A 15,163-nucleotide genomic window follows, 5' to 3' on the forward strand; every position below is an offset into this window, starting at 1 on the left:
GAAACGAGAATGGAAATAAAAAAGAGCACGGAACGGTATGACCTGCAAACAGGACGCTTGGAAGGGGAAAACGCCTCTTTTTCTCAGAAAAAGCTTTTCCAGCTGGAAGGTGTTTTTGACGATGAGACGGCTTTCCGGGCAATGGACGGACAGCAGCTGGTGTATGAGGTCAGCTCTCATGCCGCTGTAAAGGAGGGGACTCCGGGCGGGCTGTTTTTCGGCACCAGCACCATTCATCCCGGGAAAGTAGGAAACGAATACTTTATGACAAAGGGCCATTTCCACCAAAAACGGGAAGCGGCGGAATATTATTGGGGCATTTCCGGCGAGGGGCTCCTTCTTCTGATGGACGAAAACCGAAGCTGTACTGCGGAAAAGGTGGAGCAGGGTTCCCTGCATTACATCGGCGGGTACATTGCCCACCGGCTGGTCAACACTGGAAACGAAGACATGGTGGTGGGGGCCTGCTGGCCCTCTGACGCCGGGCACGATTACGGCTCTATTGAAACGGCGGGCTTTTCGGTCAGGGTACTTTGTGAAAACGGGAAAGTCGTTTTCCAGGAAAGCAAGTAGCTTTCCGGAAAGGAGCGGTTATGAATACCATTTCCATTGATTTGGGAGGCACCCGGGTAAAGCTTGGGGTGGTGTCTGAAGGCCGGGTGGTGGAATCCGCAAGGCTTGCTTCCAACTCCCAAAACGGATTCCAGCCTTTGATGCCGGAGCTGGAAAGGATCTGCAAGGCCTGGCAGGAGCAGTATGAAATTTCCAGGATGGGGATCGCCTTTCCCAGCCTGGTGGATGTGGATAAGAAGCAGGTGCTGGGCCACAACAATAAATTCGCGGACTGTGTGGGCTTTGATTTAGAGGGCTGGGTGAAAGCCTCCTTCAGCCTGCCCATGGTGCTGGAAAACGACGCCAATGCCGCAGCCCTGGGAGAACTGGGCTATGGCGCCGCCCGGGATACGGAGAATTTCGTATTGATGATCCTGGGCACCGGCATTGGCACCGCGGCCGTGATGGACGGAAGGCTGCTTCGGGGAAAGCATTACCAGGCGGGCGTTCTCTTCGGGCATATTCCCTTACAGCGGAACGGCCGCCCCTGCGAGGGCTGCCCTGGCGTGGGCTGTGCCGAGGCCCAGGCAAGCACCTGGGCGCTGAAGCATATGGTAGCCGAGGCCGCGCTGGAAAGTCCCTTAAAGCGGGAGCCCACCATGAATTTTGAGGTGCTTCAGCGCCATTACCGCGCGGGGGACAGGCTGGCAAAGGAAATTTTTGAGGAATGCTGTGAGTATTGGAGCAGCTGCCTGATCGCCCTGATCCACGCCTATGACCCGGAGGTGGCGGTACTCAGCGGCGGCGTGCTGAATTGGGGGCCGGAGCTGACGGAGCGCATCATTCAAACAGTGGAACAGCGTGTCTGGACGCCCTGGGGGAAGCTTCGCTTCCGTACCGCGGAAGCTCCGGAACGATCTGTGCTGCTGGGACTGCATTATCTCAATGAAAAACAGGCGGAAAAGGAGAAAAAAGCTTTATGAAACACAAGGAAGCAAAAGAATATTTGGGCTGTCAGCTGTGGGTGGAGCCCACCGACAGCCCGGAACGGGTGGACAGCCTGGTAAAAGAGGCGGCGGAAAGCGGCCTGGGGTGGCTGCGCATTTTTCTGACTGTGGCCCTGGATCGAGGCTCAGCCCGGCAAATGGGATTTCACAGTGTTCGATCTGGTATTTGACGCCTGCGAAAAATATGGGATCAAGGTAAAAGCCACATTGACGGCGAACTCCGGCCCCTGGCATATCGGCACGCCCTCGCTGCTTCATTCCCATACCGGGTTCCTGGACGAAAGCCAGTGGCCTGCCATGGCGCGCTATGTGGAACAATGTGTCACCAGGTACAAGGATCATCCAGCCTTGGGGCAGTGGATTCTGTGGAATGAGCCCTCCGCCGGAAAAGAGCGGGGAAGAGAGCACAGCGACCAGGCCCGCCGTCACTGGCAGGCCTGGCTGAAGGAAGCGTACCGGGGAGAGATCGGCGCTTTGAACACCCGCTGGCGTACAGGGTATCAAAGCTTTTCCGAGGCGCAGTTCCCCCACGAGATCATTCACCCGGCTCAAACCGGCAACAGCTGGGCTTCCTACCGCCCAGTGATGGACTATGACCGTTTTGCCATGAAATGGCTGGAATGGGAATTACAGCAGATCCAGGATCTGGTGCGGAAGTACGACGCCAAAACGCCTACCTGCATCAATCCCACGCCCCTGTTGGAAAATCAGGCCAATTCCGGCCTGGATCAGGAGGAGCTGGCCAAAATTGCAGATGTGGTAGGCGCAAGCTATCACCCTGCCTGGCATTTTACCTTCTGTGACCGTGAGCTGTTCCCGGCGCTGATGTCCCTGGGTGTAAAGAAAACGGCTTCTCACCCCAGCGTGCGCAGGGTAGAGGTCACCGAGGTGCAGTGCGGGAACACCCTGAGCTCGTCTACACGCCCCTCCGATGTGGGGCCCGCGGAGCTGGCGCGGTTCTGCCTTTCCGGCATTTTCGCCGGGGCGGAATCCGTTACCGGCTGGTTCTTGAACCAGCGCACCTATGACTGCGAGGCCGGAGATTGGGGCCTGCTGGACAACAACGACCGGCAGACAGGCCGCAGCAGAATGATGAAAAAGGTGCGGGACGTCATGGAAACGGTGGATCGCGTTACGGGGGGGCTATACGCCCCTGGAAAGCGATGTGCTGGTAGCCTTTGACCAGGATTCTCAAATCGTAGAGGTGCCCGACAGTGAACGCGGATCCGACGTAAAGGGCCGCCGGGTGCATGATGGAGCCTATGGCGGAGCCATGCTCACTGCCCGGCTGATGCAGAGCGGTGTAAACGCCTCTCAATGCAGGCTTACGGATATTCCCTGTGAAAAAAGTGCCGGAAAAACCCTGCTTTTATCCCATCTGGTAGCCTGGCCTCCGGAAAACGCCCAAAAGGTGCTGGCCTTTGCGGAAAACGGCGGCGCGGTGGTGCTGGACGCCACCACCGGGCGAAAAACGCCGGACGCCGCCATGTACTGCCCCTGGCCCGGCGGTCTGGCAGGGGCCATCGGCATGACGGCCTCTGACCTGGAAACCGACTATAACGGCTACGAGCTTTCCCTGTTTGGCGAGCCTGCGGGCAAGTGGCTGTTGACCCGGATCGTTCCCGCCTTCGCACCGGACGCGCCCTGGGCCGCCTGGGACAATATCTGTTTCCAAAAGGACGGCGCACCCCTTGTGTGGGAGCGGCCCTTCGGAGCCGGAAGGTTTGTGCTGGTAAACGGTATGATGGGCCCCTCCGCCATCTATGAGCAGGAAAACCAGCTGGGGCTGAAGTACGTTTTGAGCAGATTGACCGCCGGTTCCCTTTTGCCGGTTCGTCCCGCCGCCTTTGAGCAGGGAGCCCGTGCCCTGCCTCTCGTCTGCGAAACGGGAAGCCTGACCGCGGTTTTGGCAAATTCCGGAGCCTGGCGGCAGGGCAGAACATTACAGCTCATCGCCCCGGCCGGGGAATATACCGACCTTTGGACAGGAGCAGCCGTGCGGGTACCCGATACCGGGCGCGTTTCCCTTCCGGCGGAGGACGGCGTGGTTTTGCTGTGGAAGAAGAACGGCCGTTAGTCATCAGAGGCTGGTTGTTATCGTCAAAAGGAGCAGGGCGTAAGGGCAGGAAGCGTGCTCTTACGCCTCTTTTCTTGACGGGGGAACAGCTTCATGGTAAGATAGAGCTTAAGTTGAAAATTGCCGAAGAAAAATTTTGCAGCTTCCCCTCCGGAGCCGGGGGGAATATCTGACCGTTTGACAAAGGAGCCTGGCTGTTCTATGGAAAAAGAAGTCATTTTGTTAAAGCAGGGAGAAATTGCCCTGAAGGGCTTGAATCGCAGGGCTTTTGAGGAACTGCTGCTGAAAAATATCCGCCGCAGGCTGAAGAGCGCCGGGGATTTTAACGTTTCCGCGCTACAGTCCACCGTGTACGTGGAACCGAAGAACGAAGAGGCCGATCTGGATCTGGCGGAGGAGCGCTGCGCGAAGGTGTTCGGCGTGGTGGGCTGTACCAGGGCCGGGGCGGCGGAAAAGGAGCTGTCAAAGATTTGTGAGAAGGCGGCGGATTATCTGAAGGACACGCTGGAGGCGGCCTCCACCTTCAAGGTGGAGTGCAAGCGCAGCGATAAGAAATTTCCTTACAAATCCCCGGAAATTTCCACCGAGGTGGGGGGATATCTTTTGGAAAGGTTTCCTCATCTGCGGGTGGACGTGCACCATCCGGACGTCACCGTGCGGGTGGAGGTACGGGAGGCCTGCGCCTTTGTTCACACCGATCCCAAACCCGGGGCGGGCGGCATTCCGGTGGGCTCCGGGGGAAAGGCCGCGATCCTCATCAGCGGCGGGCTGGACAGCCCCGTGGCGGCCTGGCAGATGGCAAAGCGGGGGGTGGAGCTTACCGCCATTCACTTCGCGAGCCCCCCTTATACCAGCGAGCTGGCCCACGAGAAGGTGGTGCGCCTGCTTCGGAAGGTCAGCGAATACGCCGGGCGCGTGAAGCTGATCACCGTAAATTTCACAAAGCTGCAGGAGGCCATTCGGGATCACTGCCGGGAGGATCTGAACACCGTGATCCTCCGGCGCTTTATGCTTCGGGCGGCGGAGCACGTGGCCCGGGAGGAGGGCTGCGCCGCCCTGATCACCGGAGAAAGCCTGGGCCAGGTGGCGAGCCAGACGCTGCAGGCCATCTCCTGTACCGACGCCGCGGTCTCCATGCCGGTGTTCCGCCCCTTGATCGGTGCGGATAAAACCGATATCGTAAAGCTTGCCTACCAGATCGATACCTATGCGATCTCCATTGAGCCCTATGAGGATTGCTGTACCATTTTCACCCCCAAGCACCCCCGCACCAGGCCGATTCTCCATTTTGTGGAGGAGGCGGAACAGGCCATTGACGGGGAAGCTCTGCTTCAGGAAGCGCTGGAGCAGGTGGAAACCATGATGATCCAGGCGGAATAGGGGGCGGGCTTTATCAAACAGGAGGCAGTCATGAAGAGCTCAGAAAGAAAGAAAACGGCCTTATGGGTTTTTCTCGTTTGGTTCTTTTCCTTTTTGTGCTATACGCCCATGCTTTTGGATCAGCTTGGAGCACCGGTCCCCGCCGCGCTTTTTTCTTTGAAATATGGCTTTCTTCTCGTTCCGGCGCTGGTGACGCTTTTGTTTTCTGCCGGAAAACCGGGCGGCCTGGCCCGTTTTGCCCGGGGGTTTCGGAGGATCACCCGGAAGGAGGCTGTTTTCTGCGGATGTGCCGCCTTGGCAGGTATTTCATTTACCTCCCTTTGCTCTCTTGTGAAGCAGATCGATTTTTTCGGAAGCGCCTATTCTTCCCTGTTATCGATGGCGGGAAGCTGTGTGTATCTGTTTGTGACGGCGCTGCTGGAAGAATTTGCGTGGCGGGGCTGGCTTTTTCAGCATATCCTGGCGGTGGGTGGCAGGCCGGCGGCCCTGTTCTTCACGGGAGCCGCCTGGGCGGTTTGGCACCTTCCCATGTGGCTGATCCGGAATTCCCTGGGCCTTCGTGAGGTCGCTCCCCTTTTTCTCTGGGCGATGCTTCTTTCCGTGGTGCTGGGGCTGTTTTATGAAGCCTTCGGCAATTTGATTTCCGCCGCTCTTTTGCATATGCTTTTCAATACCTGCTTTTTGGCATTGTGCTTTTCCTGTCTTTTGAAAAATGGCGCGGGAAAACACAAAACTAAAGGCAACCCCGCACAAAGACCGGCCAGAGGCCTTTGTACACAATTTGCTTGCAGATTTTCCGTCATAGCGCACAGCTTTCGCTTGTCAATCAAGAGATTGACTGCACTCAATCTATGCACTCTGACGAAAAATCTGACTACACAACTTGCGCACAATCTTTGTTCGGTGTTGCCTAAAAATAATCCCAATTCGGAGGTTCCCTATGAAAAATGAAATCGGTTGGCAGAACAGCGCTGTCTTTTATCAAATCTATCCCATGGGCTTCTGCGGCGCGCCTTTTGCGAACGATGGCGCGGCGGAAAACAGGATCCTGAAGGTCAGGGAGTGGGTGCCTCACCTGCAAAAGCTGGGGATCGGCGCGGTGTATTTTTCCCCAGTGTTTGAGTCCGATACCCACGGCTATGACACCAGGGATTACAGCAAAATAGACTGCCGCCTGGGAACGAACGAGGCGTTCGGAGAGGTGGCAAAGGCCCTGCATTCCGCCGGGATCCGGGTGGTGCTGGACGGTGTGTTCAACCATGTGGGCCGGGGCTTTTGGGCTTTTCAGGACGTGCTGAAAAACCGGGAAAGCTCTCCCTACCGGGACTGGTTTTACATCAATTTCGGCGGCAATAACGGCTACAACGACGGCCTCTGGTACGAGGGCTGGGAGGGCCATTTCGAGCTGGTGAAGCTGAATCTCCAGAACCCCGCCGTGGTCGATCACATTTTAAGCTGTGTGGGGGGCTGGATCGAGGAATTCGGCATCGATGGTCTCCGGCTGGACGTGGCCTATCTGCTGGACGAGGTCTTCCTTCGGCGGCTTCATTCCTTCTGTAAGGAGAAGGACCCCGCCTTCTTCCTTTTGGGAGAGATGATCCACGGAGATTATAACCGGGTCATGAACCCGGAAATGCTGGACAGCGTCACGAATTACGAATGCTATAAGGGCCTGTATTCCGCCTTTAATTCCATGAATCTCTTTGAGATCGCCCATTCCCTGGCGCGCCAATTCGGCCCGGAGAACTGGACGCTCTATAAGGAAAAGCACCTGCTCTGCTTTGCCGACAACCACGATGTCACCCGGATCCACAGTATTTTACAGGAGAAAAACCAGCTTTTCCCCCTGTACGCGGTACTGTTCTGCATGCCAGGGATCCCCTGCCTGTATTACGGCAGCGAGTGGGGGGCGGACGGTGAGAAAAAGGACGGAGACCCCGCCCTGCGCCCCTGCTTCGACGCTCCCGTGGAAAATGAGCTTACAGAATTTCTGGGAAGGCTTTCCAGGGCCAAGCGAGAGAGCAAGGCCCTGTGCTATGGAGATTTCAAAAATGAAACGCTGCTCAATAAGCAGTGGGTAATGCGCCGCTCCTGCCCGGAGGAAACGGTGCTGCTGGCGGTAAACGCCGAGGGCGCGGAATTCACCATCGGGTGCCAGCATCACGGCCCCGCCACGGACCTTCTTACCGGAGAGCAAACGGAGTTACAGGGCAATATCACCCTGCCCCCCTATGGGGTAAAGCTGTTCCGGCTGGGATAAAAGAGAAAAGCCGCAGGGAGCGCTTCCTTTCAGAAGCTAGTTCTCCTGCGGCTTTTCTTATAGGGCAGCGGTGAGCAAGGCTGAGTAGTCGGAAGCGGTAAGCGAAAGCCTGCCCTTGCTTGCAAGGGAAGGGGGACCACCGTTAGGTGGTGGAAGGGATAGTCACAAGCAGAAAGTGGGATAAAACCGCCAGTTTTAATCCCCTCAGTCGCGGCTTCGCCGTGACAGCTCCCCTTATAAATAAGTGGAGCCTAAGGACGTTAAACTACAATTTGCCGATTTACTTCTGGTCGGGTCAGAAACCAAACTCCCGCACCAAGCAGCTTCACGAGTGCCTGCGGTGCAACCGCCTTGCCGCCCGCAGACTTATCCTTTTAGAATTTCTAAATATGTGTCAAGGCGCTCCTTTACATACTCTGAAACAAGCAAAACCATATCGCCCGCGTTACCGTCACGATAATAGACATCGAAAGCGTCATAATAACGTTTTCGATCAGCAAACTTCACGTTGATGGCAGGATAACCGTTACGGATCAGCTCCAGATTCAGAAGCAGGCGTCCTGTTCTGCCGTTGCCGTCAATAAAAGGGTGGATTCCTTCAAATTCAAGGTGAAAACGGGCAATGCGCTCAATGGGGTGCATTGCCTTTTTCCTTTTTTCGTTTTCGGCGAGCAGCCCTGTCAAGCTTGGCTCTATCAAATAGGGCTGGACCGGTTCGGTATAGGCTCCGGCAATGGTAACGGGAATTCGCCGGTAAACGCCCTTATCCTCAGGCCTGTCTATCAGCACCAGTGAATGGATAGCCTTGATTTCCGTATCGCGCAGGGCGCCCTTCCCTTGCGCGAGCTCTTCCATATACAGGAATGCATCGCGGTGCCCTACAGCCTCCAGATGGTCTTTCAGAGGCTTGCGGTCTATGGTGATCCCCTCCAGCACCATGGCGGTTTCCTTCAGTGTAAGCGTATTGCCTTCTATGGCGTTGGAGTTATAGGTGAAGTCGATCATAAATTCATCACGTAGCCGCTGTATTTCTCCCGCGGTAAGCGGGCGCATTCCATCGAGCAGAACCTTCTTTTGATCTATTTCTGTCAGGATATCCGAAAATCTGCCGCATTTCCCTTTGTTTGGCAATCTGCGTTTATCAAAGGGCTTTTCTGCGTCTGCGGGGATCAGGTAGGCTTTGCCTTTCCGAATCACGCCGTCAATTTCTCCACCGGCGCAAAGCAAACGGACCCGGCGGGTAGAAACGCCCCATTTTTCGGCTATCTGTGTAACGGTGAAATATTCCATCTTTTTTCCTCCCGGCTTAGGGCTTGTTTGAAAAACCGCAATTACCTTTTTGCATAATGTGGACAAATTTCTGCGTTGGAGATCTTGTAGTCCTCCGCCTTGAAATCGTCTCACCTTGTACAAAAATTCAGCACTTTCTCTATTTTCAAACAAGCCCTAAGAATACAAGCTTTACAGGTAGTATCCTACTACAGAATCGGAATAATTACAACCGGAATTTTGAGTTTTTTAAAGCGATTATTCCGAACGAAAGGCGCTTTGAAGCACTTTTCAGACTATCCTTTTGGCTCCGGCTTTACAAAACCTGCTCAAAAGCGATCCGTTCGCTGCCGTCCTCCACGTAGATCACACCCCGGGGAGAAAAGCCGTTTTTCGCGAGGGCCCTCTGCATGGGAAGATTATCCCGGTGGGTATCGCACCGCAGTACGAAAACGCCCCGTTCCCTTGCCTGGCGCTTCAGCTCCTCAAAGAACAGCCCGGCGGCGTTTTGGCCCTTGGCGCGGGGCGCAATGGAAATGCGGTGAAGAAAGCCGTATTCTTCGGGGTCGGCTTCCCACCGGCCCTGCTCTATGACCTCGTAGGTGGGCTCCCGTCCAAAAGCGATACAGGCCACGCCAAGCACCTCGCCGTCCTGTTCCAATACATAGCCTACCCCGGCTTTCCTGTCCGCTTCCGCGTCCTGGGCACTGGGGTAATCCCCGGTTTGCCACTGATCCACGCCCATGGCGCCCAACGCCGCCCGGGCGGCTTCATACAATTTACCGATAGCGGGCAGGTCGGCTGGGAGTGTCTTCCGAATGTTCATAAGCGATCTCCTTTTCAGGTGGGAGGAAAAAGCTCCTCTCTCCGGGGCAATTTTTAAGTTTCTCCTGATATACTACCAATTTCCTCTTGTTTTTTCAAGCGGGAAACGGTATAATAACCATGATATCGTTACTATTTCAAATTGCGGTCGGCGCAGAGAGTGTTTCCTCGCAGAAAAGCAGGGGCTCGATTGCCTACCGCAGGGAAAAGCATCAGTTTTAATTTCAAGCTGTGGTCGGCGCAGAGAGTGCCTCCTTGCAGAAAAGCGGGGACTCGATTGCCCACCGCAGGGAAAAGCATCAGTTTTAATTTCAAGCTGTGGTCGGCGCAGAGAGTGCCTCCTTGCAGAAAAGCGGGGACTCGATTGCCCACCGCAGGTGTGGCAGCGGAACAGTGGAATATGGGAGCGGACAGGTCTGTACGGCGGAACGCCGTGAACCATGTCAGGCGGGGAACCGAGCAGCATTCAGCGGATGCTTCCGGGCGATGCAGGTCGCCTGTCCGTTCTCATATTCTACCGGGCTTCTGCCATATGTTTTCTTTCGGCATATTTTCAGGGAGGCGGCTGTCTATGTATAAAGTGCTCTACCGAAAATACCGGCCCCGCTTTTTCGCGGACGTGGTGGATCAGCCCCAGGTCACCGTGACCCTGAAAAATGAGCTGACCAGAGGGCGCGTTGCCCATGCCTATCTGTTTACCGGCTCCCGGGGCACGGGGAAAACCACCTGTGCCAAAATTCTGGCCAAGGCCGTAAACTGCCTGAACCCGCAAAACGGAGATCCCTGCGGGGAATGTGAGGTCTGCCGGGGCCTGGAGGACGGCTCCGTTTTGGACGTGGTGGAGATCGATGCCGCCAGCAATAACGGGGTGGACAGCATTCGTTCTCTCATTGAGGAATCCAATTTTACTCCGGCTGCCGCCAGGTACCGGGTGTATATCATCGATGAGGTGCACATGCTTTCCGTGGCGGCCTTTAACGCCCTGCTGAAAACCCTGGAGGAGCCTCCTGCCCATGTGATCTTCATTTTGGCTACCACCGAGGTGCACAAGCTTCTGCCCACGATCCTTTCCCGCTGCCAGCGCTTCGATTTCCGGCGGATCTCCCCGGAGGCCATCGCCGACCGGCTGGAATACGTGGCCGGGGAAGAGGGCGCGGGCCTGGACCGGGAGGCCGCCCTGCTCATTGCCCGGATTGCGGACGGCGCTATGCGGGACGCTCTTTCTCTGTTGGATCAGTGCCTGGGACGGGACAGCCATGTGACTCTGGAAACCGTAAACCGCACTGCGGGCGTAGCGGCAAGGGACTACCTTTCCTCTTTGGCCCAGGCGGTGGCGGAGCGGGATATTTCCGGCGCTTTGGGAATGATCGATGAGCTCTATCGGGAATCCAAGGATATGAGCCGCTTGTGTGAAGAAATGGCAGAATATTTTCGCGGCCTGATGCTGATCAAAACCATGAAGGACGCTTCCCGGCTGGTGGCGGCCTCCGCCGGAGAATGGGAGACCATGAACCGGCAGGCTCTGTCTGTGAGCCTTTCCTCCATTTTGCACGGCCTGGATACCTTTGAAGAGACGTTGAATAAAATGCGCTACAGCAACCAGCGGGCCCAGTTGGAAATGGCCTTTGTGCGGCTGTGCTCTCCTGAGCTGGACACCGCGCCGGAGGCGCTGCTCCGCAGGCTGGAGGCCCTGGAAAGCGGCGCGCCGGTTCTGAGAAGGAAGCAGCCTGTGCCGGAACCCCCGGCGGTGGAGCAGACCCCGCCGAAGGAGAGTAAGCCGAGAGAGCAGGAAGCGCCTGTGCAAGAAAAGCCTATTGTCGAGGAGCCTCCGAAGGAACTGACGGAGCCTTCCGCCGACTTACCGGAGGAGTCTGTACCGGAGCTTCCGGAGGAGACTCCCGCCTTTGAGCAGGCTCCCTTGCCGGCAGAACCGACGGCAGAGTTAGAGCAGGAAAAGCCCGGGAAACCGGCGGCCCCTGAAAAGCAGGTGGCAAAGCCCGCTCCCGCGGTGGATATTCGGGCTCTTTCCGCAGAGGCCCAGCGCTTCCGGGACTGGCCGGAAATTCTGCAGGTGATCAAAAATTCCACCAAAAGCGTGGCCATGGCATTTTCCGGCTCCTCCGCCTATATCAACGGGGACTATATGCTCATCGACGCGCCGGAGATCGCCTTTGAGCTCTTAAAGCGGCCGGAGCAGCGGGAGCGCATGCGGGAGGCCATTCGCCATGTGACCGGCCGAACCTACCGGCTGGGGCCCTATCGGAAGGAAGCAGCGGAGAAGGAAAGCGATCCCCTGGAGGAGCTGGCCCGCCGGGCGGCGGAATCCGGCATTGCCCTTCAGGAAGAAGCGGAAGAGGAGCTGCCTCCCCTTCCGGAGGATTCCATTCCGTTTTAGCAGGAGATAAAAAATAAATCTTGAATGAAAGAAAGGACTGTGAACACCTATGAAAGCAAGATTACCCCAAGGCTACGGCGGAGGCGGCGCCTCCAATCTTCAGCAGCTGGCAAAGCAGGCCCAGAAAATGCAGGAGCAGATCGCGGAGATCACCGCCGAGCTGGAGGAAAAGGAATACTCCGCCACCTCCGGCGGGGACGCGGTGAAGGCCACCGTTACCGGAAAGCTGGAAGTGAGATCGGTGGAGATCAAGCCGGAGGTCATTGACCCGGAGGACGCCGAAATGCTGGGCGATTTGGTGACCGCCGCCGTCAATGAGGCTCTGCGCGCGGCCAATCAGGAAAAAGAGGAAAGAATGTCTGCTGTGTCCGGCGGCATGGGCATTCCCGGTATGTTCTGATGGGAAATTACCATGTTCCCCCGCTGGAGGGGCTTGTGGAAAAATTTGAGAGCCTGCCGGGCATTGGCCACAAAAATGCCCAGCGGCTGGCTTATCACGTGCTGGATATGACAAGGGAAGAGGCGGAAAGCTTTGCCTCCGCCATTGTAGAGGCCCATGAGAAGATCCACTACTGCTCGGTGTGCTGTAATCTCACAGACAGCGAGCTTTGTCCCGTCTGCCGCAACGACCTGCGGGATAAATCGGTGATCTGCGTGGTAGAGGAGCCGAAGGACGTGTTTGCCCTGGAGCGGGCGGGAGAATATAACGCCCAGTACCATGTGCTGCACGGGGCCATTTCCCCCCTGTCCGGCATCGGCCCTGATCAGCTTCGGATCAAGGAGCTGCTTGCCCGCATGAACGGTACGGTGCAGGAGGTCATTATGGCCACCAACCCCACTGTGGAGGGAGAGGCCACTGCCATGTACCTTTCCCGGCTCTTAAAGCCCCTGGGCGTGAAGGTGACCCGCCTCGCCTACGGCATTCCCGTAGGCGGCGATTTGGAATACGCCGATGAAGTGACCCTGCAAAGAGCCATGCAGGGAAGGCAGGAGCTGTAAAAAATGAGCAATCAGGAATGAGCAATGAACGGTTGCGATATGTCCGAATATCTGTGAAAGGTGGTGACTGTTATGGCGGGAAAAGCAAATACAAAGACCATTGCCCAGAATAAGAAGGCCTATCATGACTATTTCGTGGAGGAAAGCTTTGAGGCCGGGATTGAGCTTGTGGGTACAGAGGTGAAATCCCTCCGGCAGGGCAGGGCGAACCTGAAGGACGCCTGGTGCTCTGTGGTAGACGGGGAAATGCTGCTAAACGGCTGCCATATCAGCCCCTATGATTTCGGCAATATCTTTAACCGGGATCCCATGCGGGTGCGCCGGCTGCTTCTGCACAAGCGGGAGATCCTGCGGCTGTACGGTGTTGTCAAGCAGCAGGGCTATTCCCTGATCCCCTTGTCCCTGTATTTTAAGGACAGCAGGGTCAAAGTGCAGGTGGGGTTATGCAAGGGCAAGAAAAACTATGATAAGCGGGAAGATATGGCCAAGCGGGACGCTCAGCGGAACATTGAGCGGGAGTTGAAGGAACGAAACCGGTAAGCGCACTTTTACAGGGACTCAATAAAAGACTGATCAACAAGGAGAATGGGTATGTTTTGCAGAAATTGTGGTGGAGAAATTTATGAAAACGCGGCGGTATGTGTTCATTGCGGCGTGGCGGCAGGCACAGGGGTGAATTTTTGTCCCTGCTGCGGGGCACAGACCATGCCCGGGGCGGCGGTCTGCCTGAACTGCGGAGTGGCGCTTACCCCTATGCCCTATGCGTATCAGGGCCAGCAAAAATCAAAAATTGCCGCCGGGCTGCTGGGAATTTTCCTGGGCTGCTTCGGGGTGCACAATTTTTACCTGGGCTACACGGGAAAGGCCGTGGCTCAGCTTCTGCTGACTCTTCTGAGCTGCGGAGTGCTGGCCGTTGTTTCCGGGATCTGGAGCTTTATCGAAGCGATCATGATCCTTGTGGGCTCCATCAATGTAGACGCCAGGGGGATCCCGCTGGGGAACTGACATCTGTGGAACGAGCGCTGTTAAAGGGGAAAAGCGATGGATATTGAGCGGTTTTGGATAGATGTTTTACAGCAGAACGCTGATGCTCTCAGCGCATATTTTCAAAAAGATGCCGTTGTGAACTGGCATTGCACAAACGAGCGATTTACTGTGGAGGAATTTATCCGCGCTAACTGCGAATATCCTGGAAAATGGGCGGGCGAAATCGAGCGTAAGCATTGCCTTGATGATTTGATCATTACGGTGCTTCGTGTCTATTCAGTGGACAATTCCGCTTCTTTTCATGTCACGTCCTTTATCAAAGTACAAGACGGAAAGATATGTTCTATAGACGAGTATTGGGGCGATGACGGTCCCGCGCCTCAGTGGCGGTTGGAAAAGCATCTTGGCGTGCCGATTCGGTAGGAGAAAGATTACATGAAACAAATCACAACAAAGCAATTTCAGCCCTTGACAGATATGCAACTGGTATGGGATTTTATGGAAGAGGTCTATGAGCATTCCTTTGGAAATGGCGCGCCGGCGCCGTTTTTTGAATATGCCCTTACCTCTTCCTGGATGAACAAGGACTATCTGCACTTGAACAGGCTGTGGCTTGACGGCGCTCAGGTGGTTGGCTTTGTGTTTTATGAAGACCCTGTTACCCATGTCTTTTTCAGCCTTCGCCCGGGGTATGAGGAGCTGGCGGAGGAAATGGTGATCTATGCGGAGCAGGCTATGCCCAGCTTCAGAAACCAGCAGGAGCTGGTGCTGTTCGGCGGGCAGAGCGCTTTTCTAGAGGTTGTCAGAAAAAGAGGCTATGAATTGTCCTGGGAAAACGTAGACCTCATCTGCGATTTCCGGAAAACGGAGCTGCGCTATCCTTTGCCGGAGGGCTTTCATTTTGTGGCTCCTCAAGAATGCGACCCTCTAAAGCTGGCAGTTTGTACCTGGAAGGGCTTCGATCACGAGGACAAGAGAGCTTTTGAAAACTGGCAGGAGGAGATCGGGGCAGAGTGGACCCCGGCCAGATCTTATCACGGTATCTTGAGCTCTACCATAGCGCCTCCCCCGCACGCAACCCATGAATACAATGTGATCATTGCGGACGAACAGGGGGAATACGCCTGCTTTTCCGGTATGTGGTGGGTTCCGAAAAACAAACTGGCCTACATGGAGCCGCTTTGCACGATCCCCAAGTATCGCAGGAAGGGCCTTGCGGCAGCGGCTCTTTCAAAGCACTACGAAACCCTGAAGCCCCTTGGCGCGGAGCTCATGACCGGCGGCGGGGACATGTTTTACAGTAAAATCGGCTATGAGGACGGCATTCACTGGCTGCATTTCAGAAAGGGATTTGCGGTAGAAAGATGAATGAAAAGATTCATAGAAATGTGCCGGTTTGATGAGAGAGGAAG

17 protein-coding genes and 1 other RNA gene are annotated in these 15,163 nt (G+C 55.9%); 16 read left to right on the plus strand and 2 right to left on the minus strand.

Translation table 11 applies throughout. From position 1 onward, the window contains the following. Positions 1-9 precede the first annotated feature (9 nt). The 8 genes from U8T64_RS09320 (at position 10) to U8T64_RS09355 (ending at position 7,276) form a co-directional block, all read left to right on the plus strand. Complete coding sequence (locus U8T64_RS09320) at positions 10-573, plus strand: glucose-6-phosphate isomerase family protein (RefSeq protein ID WP_322183115.1); 564 nt, start codon at positions 10-12, stop codon at positions 571-573. Positions 574-593: 20 nt separating this feature from the next. Next, a complete protein-coding gene (locus U8T64_RS09325; RefSeq protein ID WP_322183117.1) occupies positions 594-1,535 on the plus strand; it encodes an ROK family protein in 942 nt (313 codons plus the stop codon). Then, the gene (locus U8T64_RS09330; RefSeq protein ID WP_322183119.1) at positions 1,532-1,729 is read left to right on the plus strand and encodes a hypothetical protein; all 198 of its coding nucleotides are present in this window, start codon (positions 1,532-1,534) and stop codon (positions 1,727-1,729) included. Before U8T64_RS09325 ends, U8T64_RS09330 begins: the two co-directional genes overlap by 4 nt. Continuing rightward, positions 1,710-2,741 (plus strand): beta-galactosidase, encoded by a 1,032-nt coding sequence (locus U8T64_RS09335; RefSeq protein WP_322183121.1) that lies wholly within the window; start codon positions 1,710-1,712, stop codon positions 2,739-2,741. The genes U8T64_RS09330 and U8T64_RS09335 overlap by 20 nt, the downstream gene beginning before the upstream one ends. After that, the gene (locus U8T64_RS09340) at positions 2,725-3,636 is read left to right on the plus strand and encodes a beta-galactosidase trimerization domain-containing protein (RefSeq protein ID WP_322183123.1); all 912 of its coding nucleotides are present in this window, start codon (positions 2,725-2,727) and stop codon (positions 3,634-3,636) included. Before U8T64_RS09335 ends, U8T64_RS09340 begins: the two co-directional genes overlap by 17 nt. A gap of 201 nt (positions 3,637-3,837) precedes the next feature. Then, positions 3,838-5,016: a tRNA uracil 4-sulfurtransferase ThiI gene (gene thiI / locus U8T64_RS09345; RefSeq protein ID WP_322183124.1), complete on the plus strand. Its 1,179-nt coding sequence runs from the start codon at positions 3,838-3,840 to the stop codon at positions 5,014-5,016. 30 nt (positions 5,017-5,046) lie between these two features. Then, positions 5,047-5,967, plus strand: a complete 921-nt coding sequence (locus U8T64_RS09350) for a CPBP family intramembrane glutamic endopeptidase (protein WP_322183125.1) — start codon at positions 5,047-5,049, stop codon at positions 5,965-5,967. Continuing rightward, positions 5,957-7,276 (plus strand): alpha-amylase family glycosyl hydrolase, encoded by a 1,320-nt coding sequence (locus U8T64_RS09355; protein ID WP_322183126.1) that lies wholly within the window; start codon positions 5,957-5,959, stop codon positions 7,274-7,276. The genes U8T64_RS09350 and U8T64_RS09355 overlap by 11 nt, the downstream gene beginning before the upstream one ends. Positions 7,277-7,642: 366 nt before the next feature. On the opposite strand, the gene U8T64_RS09360 is transcribed toward U8T64_RS09355, so the two are convergent. Together U8T64_RS09360 and U8T64_RS09365 are read right to left on the minus strand one after the other, a co-directional pair. Continuing rightward, the gene (locus tag U8T64_RS09360) at positions 7,643-8,566 is read right to left on the minus strand and encodes a Fic family protein (RefSeq protein WP_322183127.1); all 924 of its coding nucleotides are present in this window, start codon (positions 8,564-8,566) and stop codon (positions 7,643-7,645) included. Positions 8,567-8,861: 295 nt separating this feature from the next. Then, positions 8,862-9,371 (minus strand): GNAT family N-acetyltransferase, encoded by a 510-nt coding sequence (locus U8T64_RS09365; protein ID WP_322183128.1) that lies wholly within the window; start codon positions 9,369-9,371, stop codon positions 8,862-8,864. A 407-nt stretch (positions 9,372-9,778) separates the two neighbouring features. Here U8T64_RS09365 and ffs point away from each other — a divergent pair. From ffs to U8T64_RS09405, 8 genes are all read left to right on the plus strand, one after another. Next, positions 9,779-9,876, plus strand: an RNA gene (gene ffs / locus U8T64_RS09370) — signal recognition particle sRNA small type. 65 nt (positions 9,877-9,941) lie between these two features. Continuing rightward, positions 9,942-11,765 carry a DNA polymerase III subunit gamma/tau gene (dnaX, locus tag U8T64_RS09375; protein ID WP_322183130.1) on the plus strand — a complete coding sequence of 608 codons (1,824 nt, stop codon included), beginning with the start codon at positions 9,942-9,944 and terminating at the stop codon, positions 11,763-11,765. A gap of 49 nt (positions 11,766-11,814) precedes the next feature. Next, positions 11,815-12,165: a YbaB/EbfC family nucleoid-associated protein gene (locus U8T64_RS09380; protein WP_322183132.1), complete on the plus strand. Its 351-nt coding sequence runs from the start codon at positions 11,815-11,817 to the stop codon at positions 12,163-12,165. Further along, a complete protein-coding gene (gene recR, locus U8T64_RS09385) occupies positions 12,165-12,764 on the plus strand; it encodes a recombination mediator RecR (RefSeq protein ID WP_322183134.1) in 600 nt (199 codons plus the stop codon). The genes U8T64_RS09380 and recR overlap by 1 nt, the downstream gene beginning before the upstream one ends. A 72-nt stretch (positions 12,765-12,836) precedes the next feature. Further along, entirely contained in the window at positions 12,837-13,304 is a 468-nt protein-coding gene (gene smpB, locus U8T64_RS09390; protein WP_322183136.1) for an SsrA-binding protein SmpB, read from the plus strand. 51 nt (positions 13,305-13,355) lie between these two features. Next, entirely contained in the window at positions 13,356-13,769 is a 414-nt protein-coding gene (locus tag U8T64_RS09395) for a TM2 domain-containing protein (protein ID WP_322183139.1), read from the plus strand. Between the two features lie 36 nt (positions 13,770-13,805). Continuing rightward, positions 13,806-14,174, plus strand: coding sequence for a nuclear transport factor 2 family protein (locus U8T64_RS09400; RefSeq protein WP_322183141.1), 369 nt, complete (start codon positions 13,806-13,808; stop codon positions 14,172-14,174). A gap of 12 nt (positions 14,175-14,186) precedes the next feature. Then, entirely contained in the window at positions 14,187-15,119 is a 933-nt protein-coding gene (locus tag U8T64_RS09405) for a GNAT family N-acetyltransferase (protein WP_322183143.1), read from the plus strand. Positions 15,120-15,163: the final 44 nt, after the last annotated feature.

It is taken from the genome of Neglectibacter caecimuris, from assembly GCF_034335015.1.
In the GTDB taxonomy this organism is placed as follows: Bacteria; Bacillota; Clostridia; order Oscillospirales; family Acutalibacteraceae; genus Acutalibacter; species Acutalibacter caecimuris_A.

What these genes read in the sequence shown, in the direction of transcription:
- U8T64_RS09320 (WP_322183115.1), top strand. Translation starts at nt 10, where the DNA reads ATGGAAATAAAAAAGAGCACGGAACGGTATGACCTGCAAACAGGACGC.
- U8T64_RS09400 (WP_322183141.1), top strand. Translation starts at nt 13,806, where the DNA reads ATGGATATTGAGCGGTTTTGGATAGATGTTTTACAGCAGAACGCTGAT.
- U8T64_RS09365 (WP_322183128.1), bottom strand. Translation starts at nt 9,371, where the DNA reads ATGAACATTCGGAAGACACTCCCAGCCGACCTGCCCGCTATCGGTAAA.
- U8T64_RS09395 (WP_322183139.1), top strand. Translation starts at nt 13,356, where the DNA reads ATGTTTTGCAGAAATTGTGGTGGAGAAATTTATGAAAACGCGGCGGTA.
- U8T64_RS09405 (WP_322183143.1), top strand. Translation starts at nt 14,187, where the DNA reads ATGAAACAAATCACAACAAAGCAATTTCAGCCCTTGACAGATATGCAA.
- thiI (WP_322183124.1), top strand. Translation starts at nt 3,838, where the DNA reads ATGGAAAAAGAAGTCATTTTGTTAAAGCAGGGAGAAATTGCCCTGAAG.
- U8T64_RS09355 (WP_322183126.1), top strand. Translation starts at nt 5,957, where the DNA reads ATGAAAAATGAAATCGGTTGGCAGAACAGCGCTGTCTTTTATCAAATC.
- dnaX (WP_322183130.1), top strand. Translation starts at nt 9,942, where the DNA reads ATGTATAAAGTGCTCTACCGAAAATACCGGCCCCGCTTTTTCGCGGAC.
- recR (WP_322183134.1), top strand. Translation starts at nt 12,165, where the DNA reads ATGGGAAATTACCATGTTCCCCCGCTGGAGGGGCTTGTGGAAAAATTT.
- smpB (WP_322183136.1), top strand. Translation starts at nt 12,837, where the DNA reads ATGGCGGGAAAAGCAAATACAAAGACCATTGCCCAGAATAAGAAGGCC.
- U8T64_RS09325 (WP_322183117.1), top strand. Translation starts at nt 594, where the DNA reads ATGAATACCATTTCCATTGATTTGGGAGGCACCCGGGTAAAGCTTGGG.
- U8T64_RS09330 (WP_322183119.1), top strand. Translation starts at nt 1,532, where the DNA reads ATGAAACACAAGGAAGCAAAAGAATATTTGGGCTGTCAGCTGTGGGTG.
- U8T64_RS09380 (WP_322183132.1), top strand. Translation starts at nt 11,815, where the DNA reads ATGAAAGCAAGATTACCCCAAGGCTACGGCGGAGGCGGCGCCTCCAAT.
- U8T64_RS09350 (WP_322183125.1), top strand. Translation starts at nt 5,047, where the DNA reads ATGAAGAGCTCAGAAAGAAAGAAAACGGCCTTATGGGTTTTTCTCGTT.
- U8T64_RS09360 (WP_322183127.1), bottom strand. Translation starts at nt 8,566, where the DNA reads ATGGAATATTTCACCGTTACACAGATAGCCGAAAAATGGGGCGTTTCT.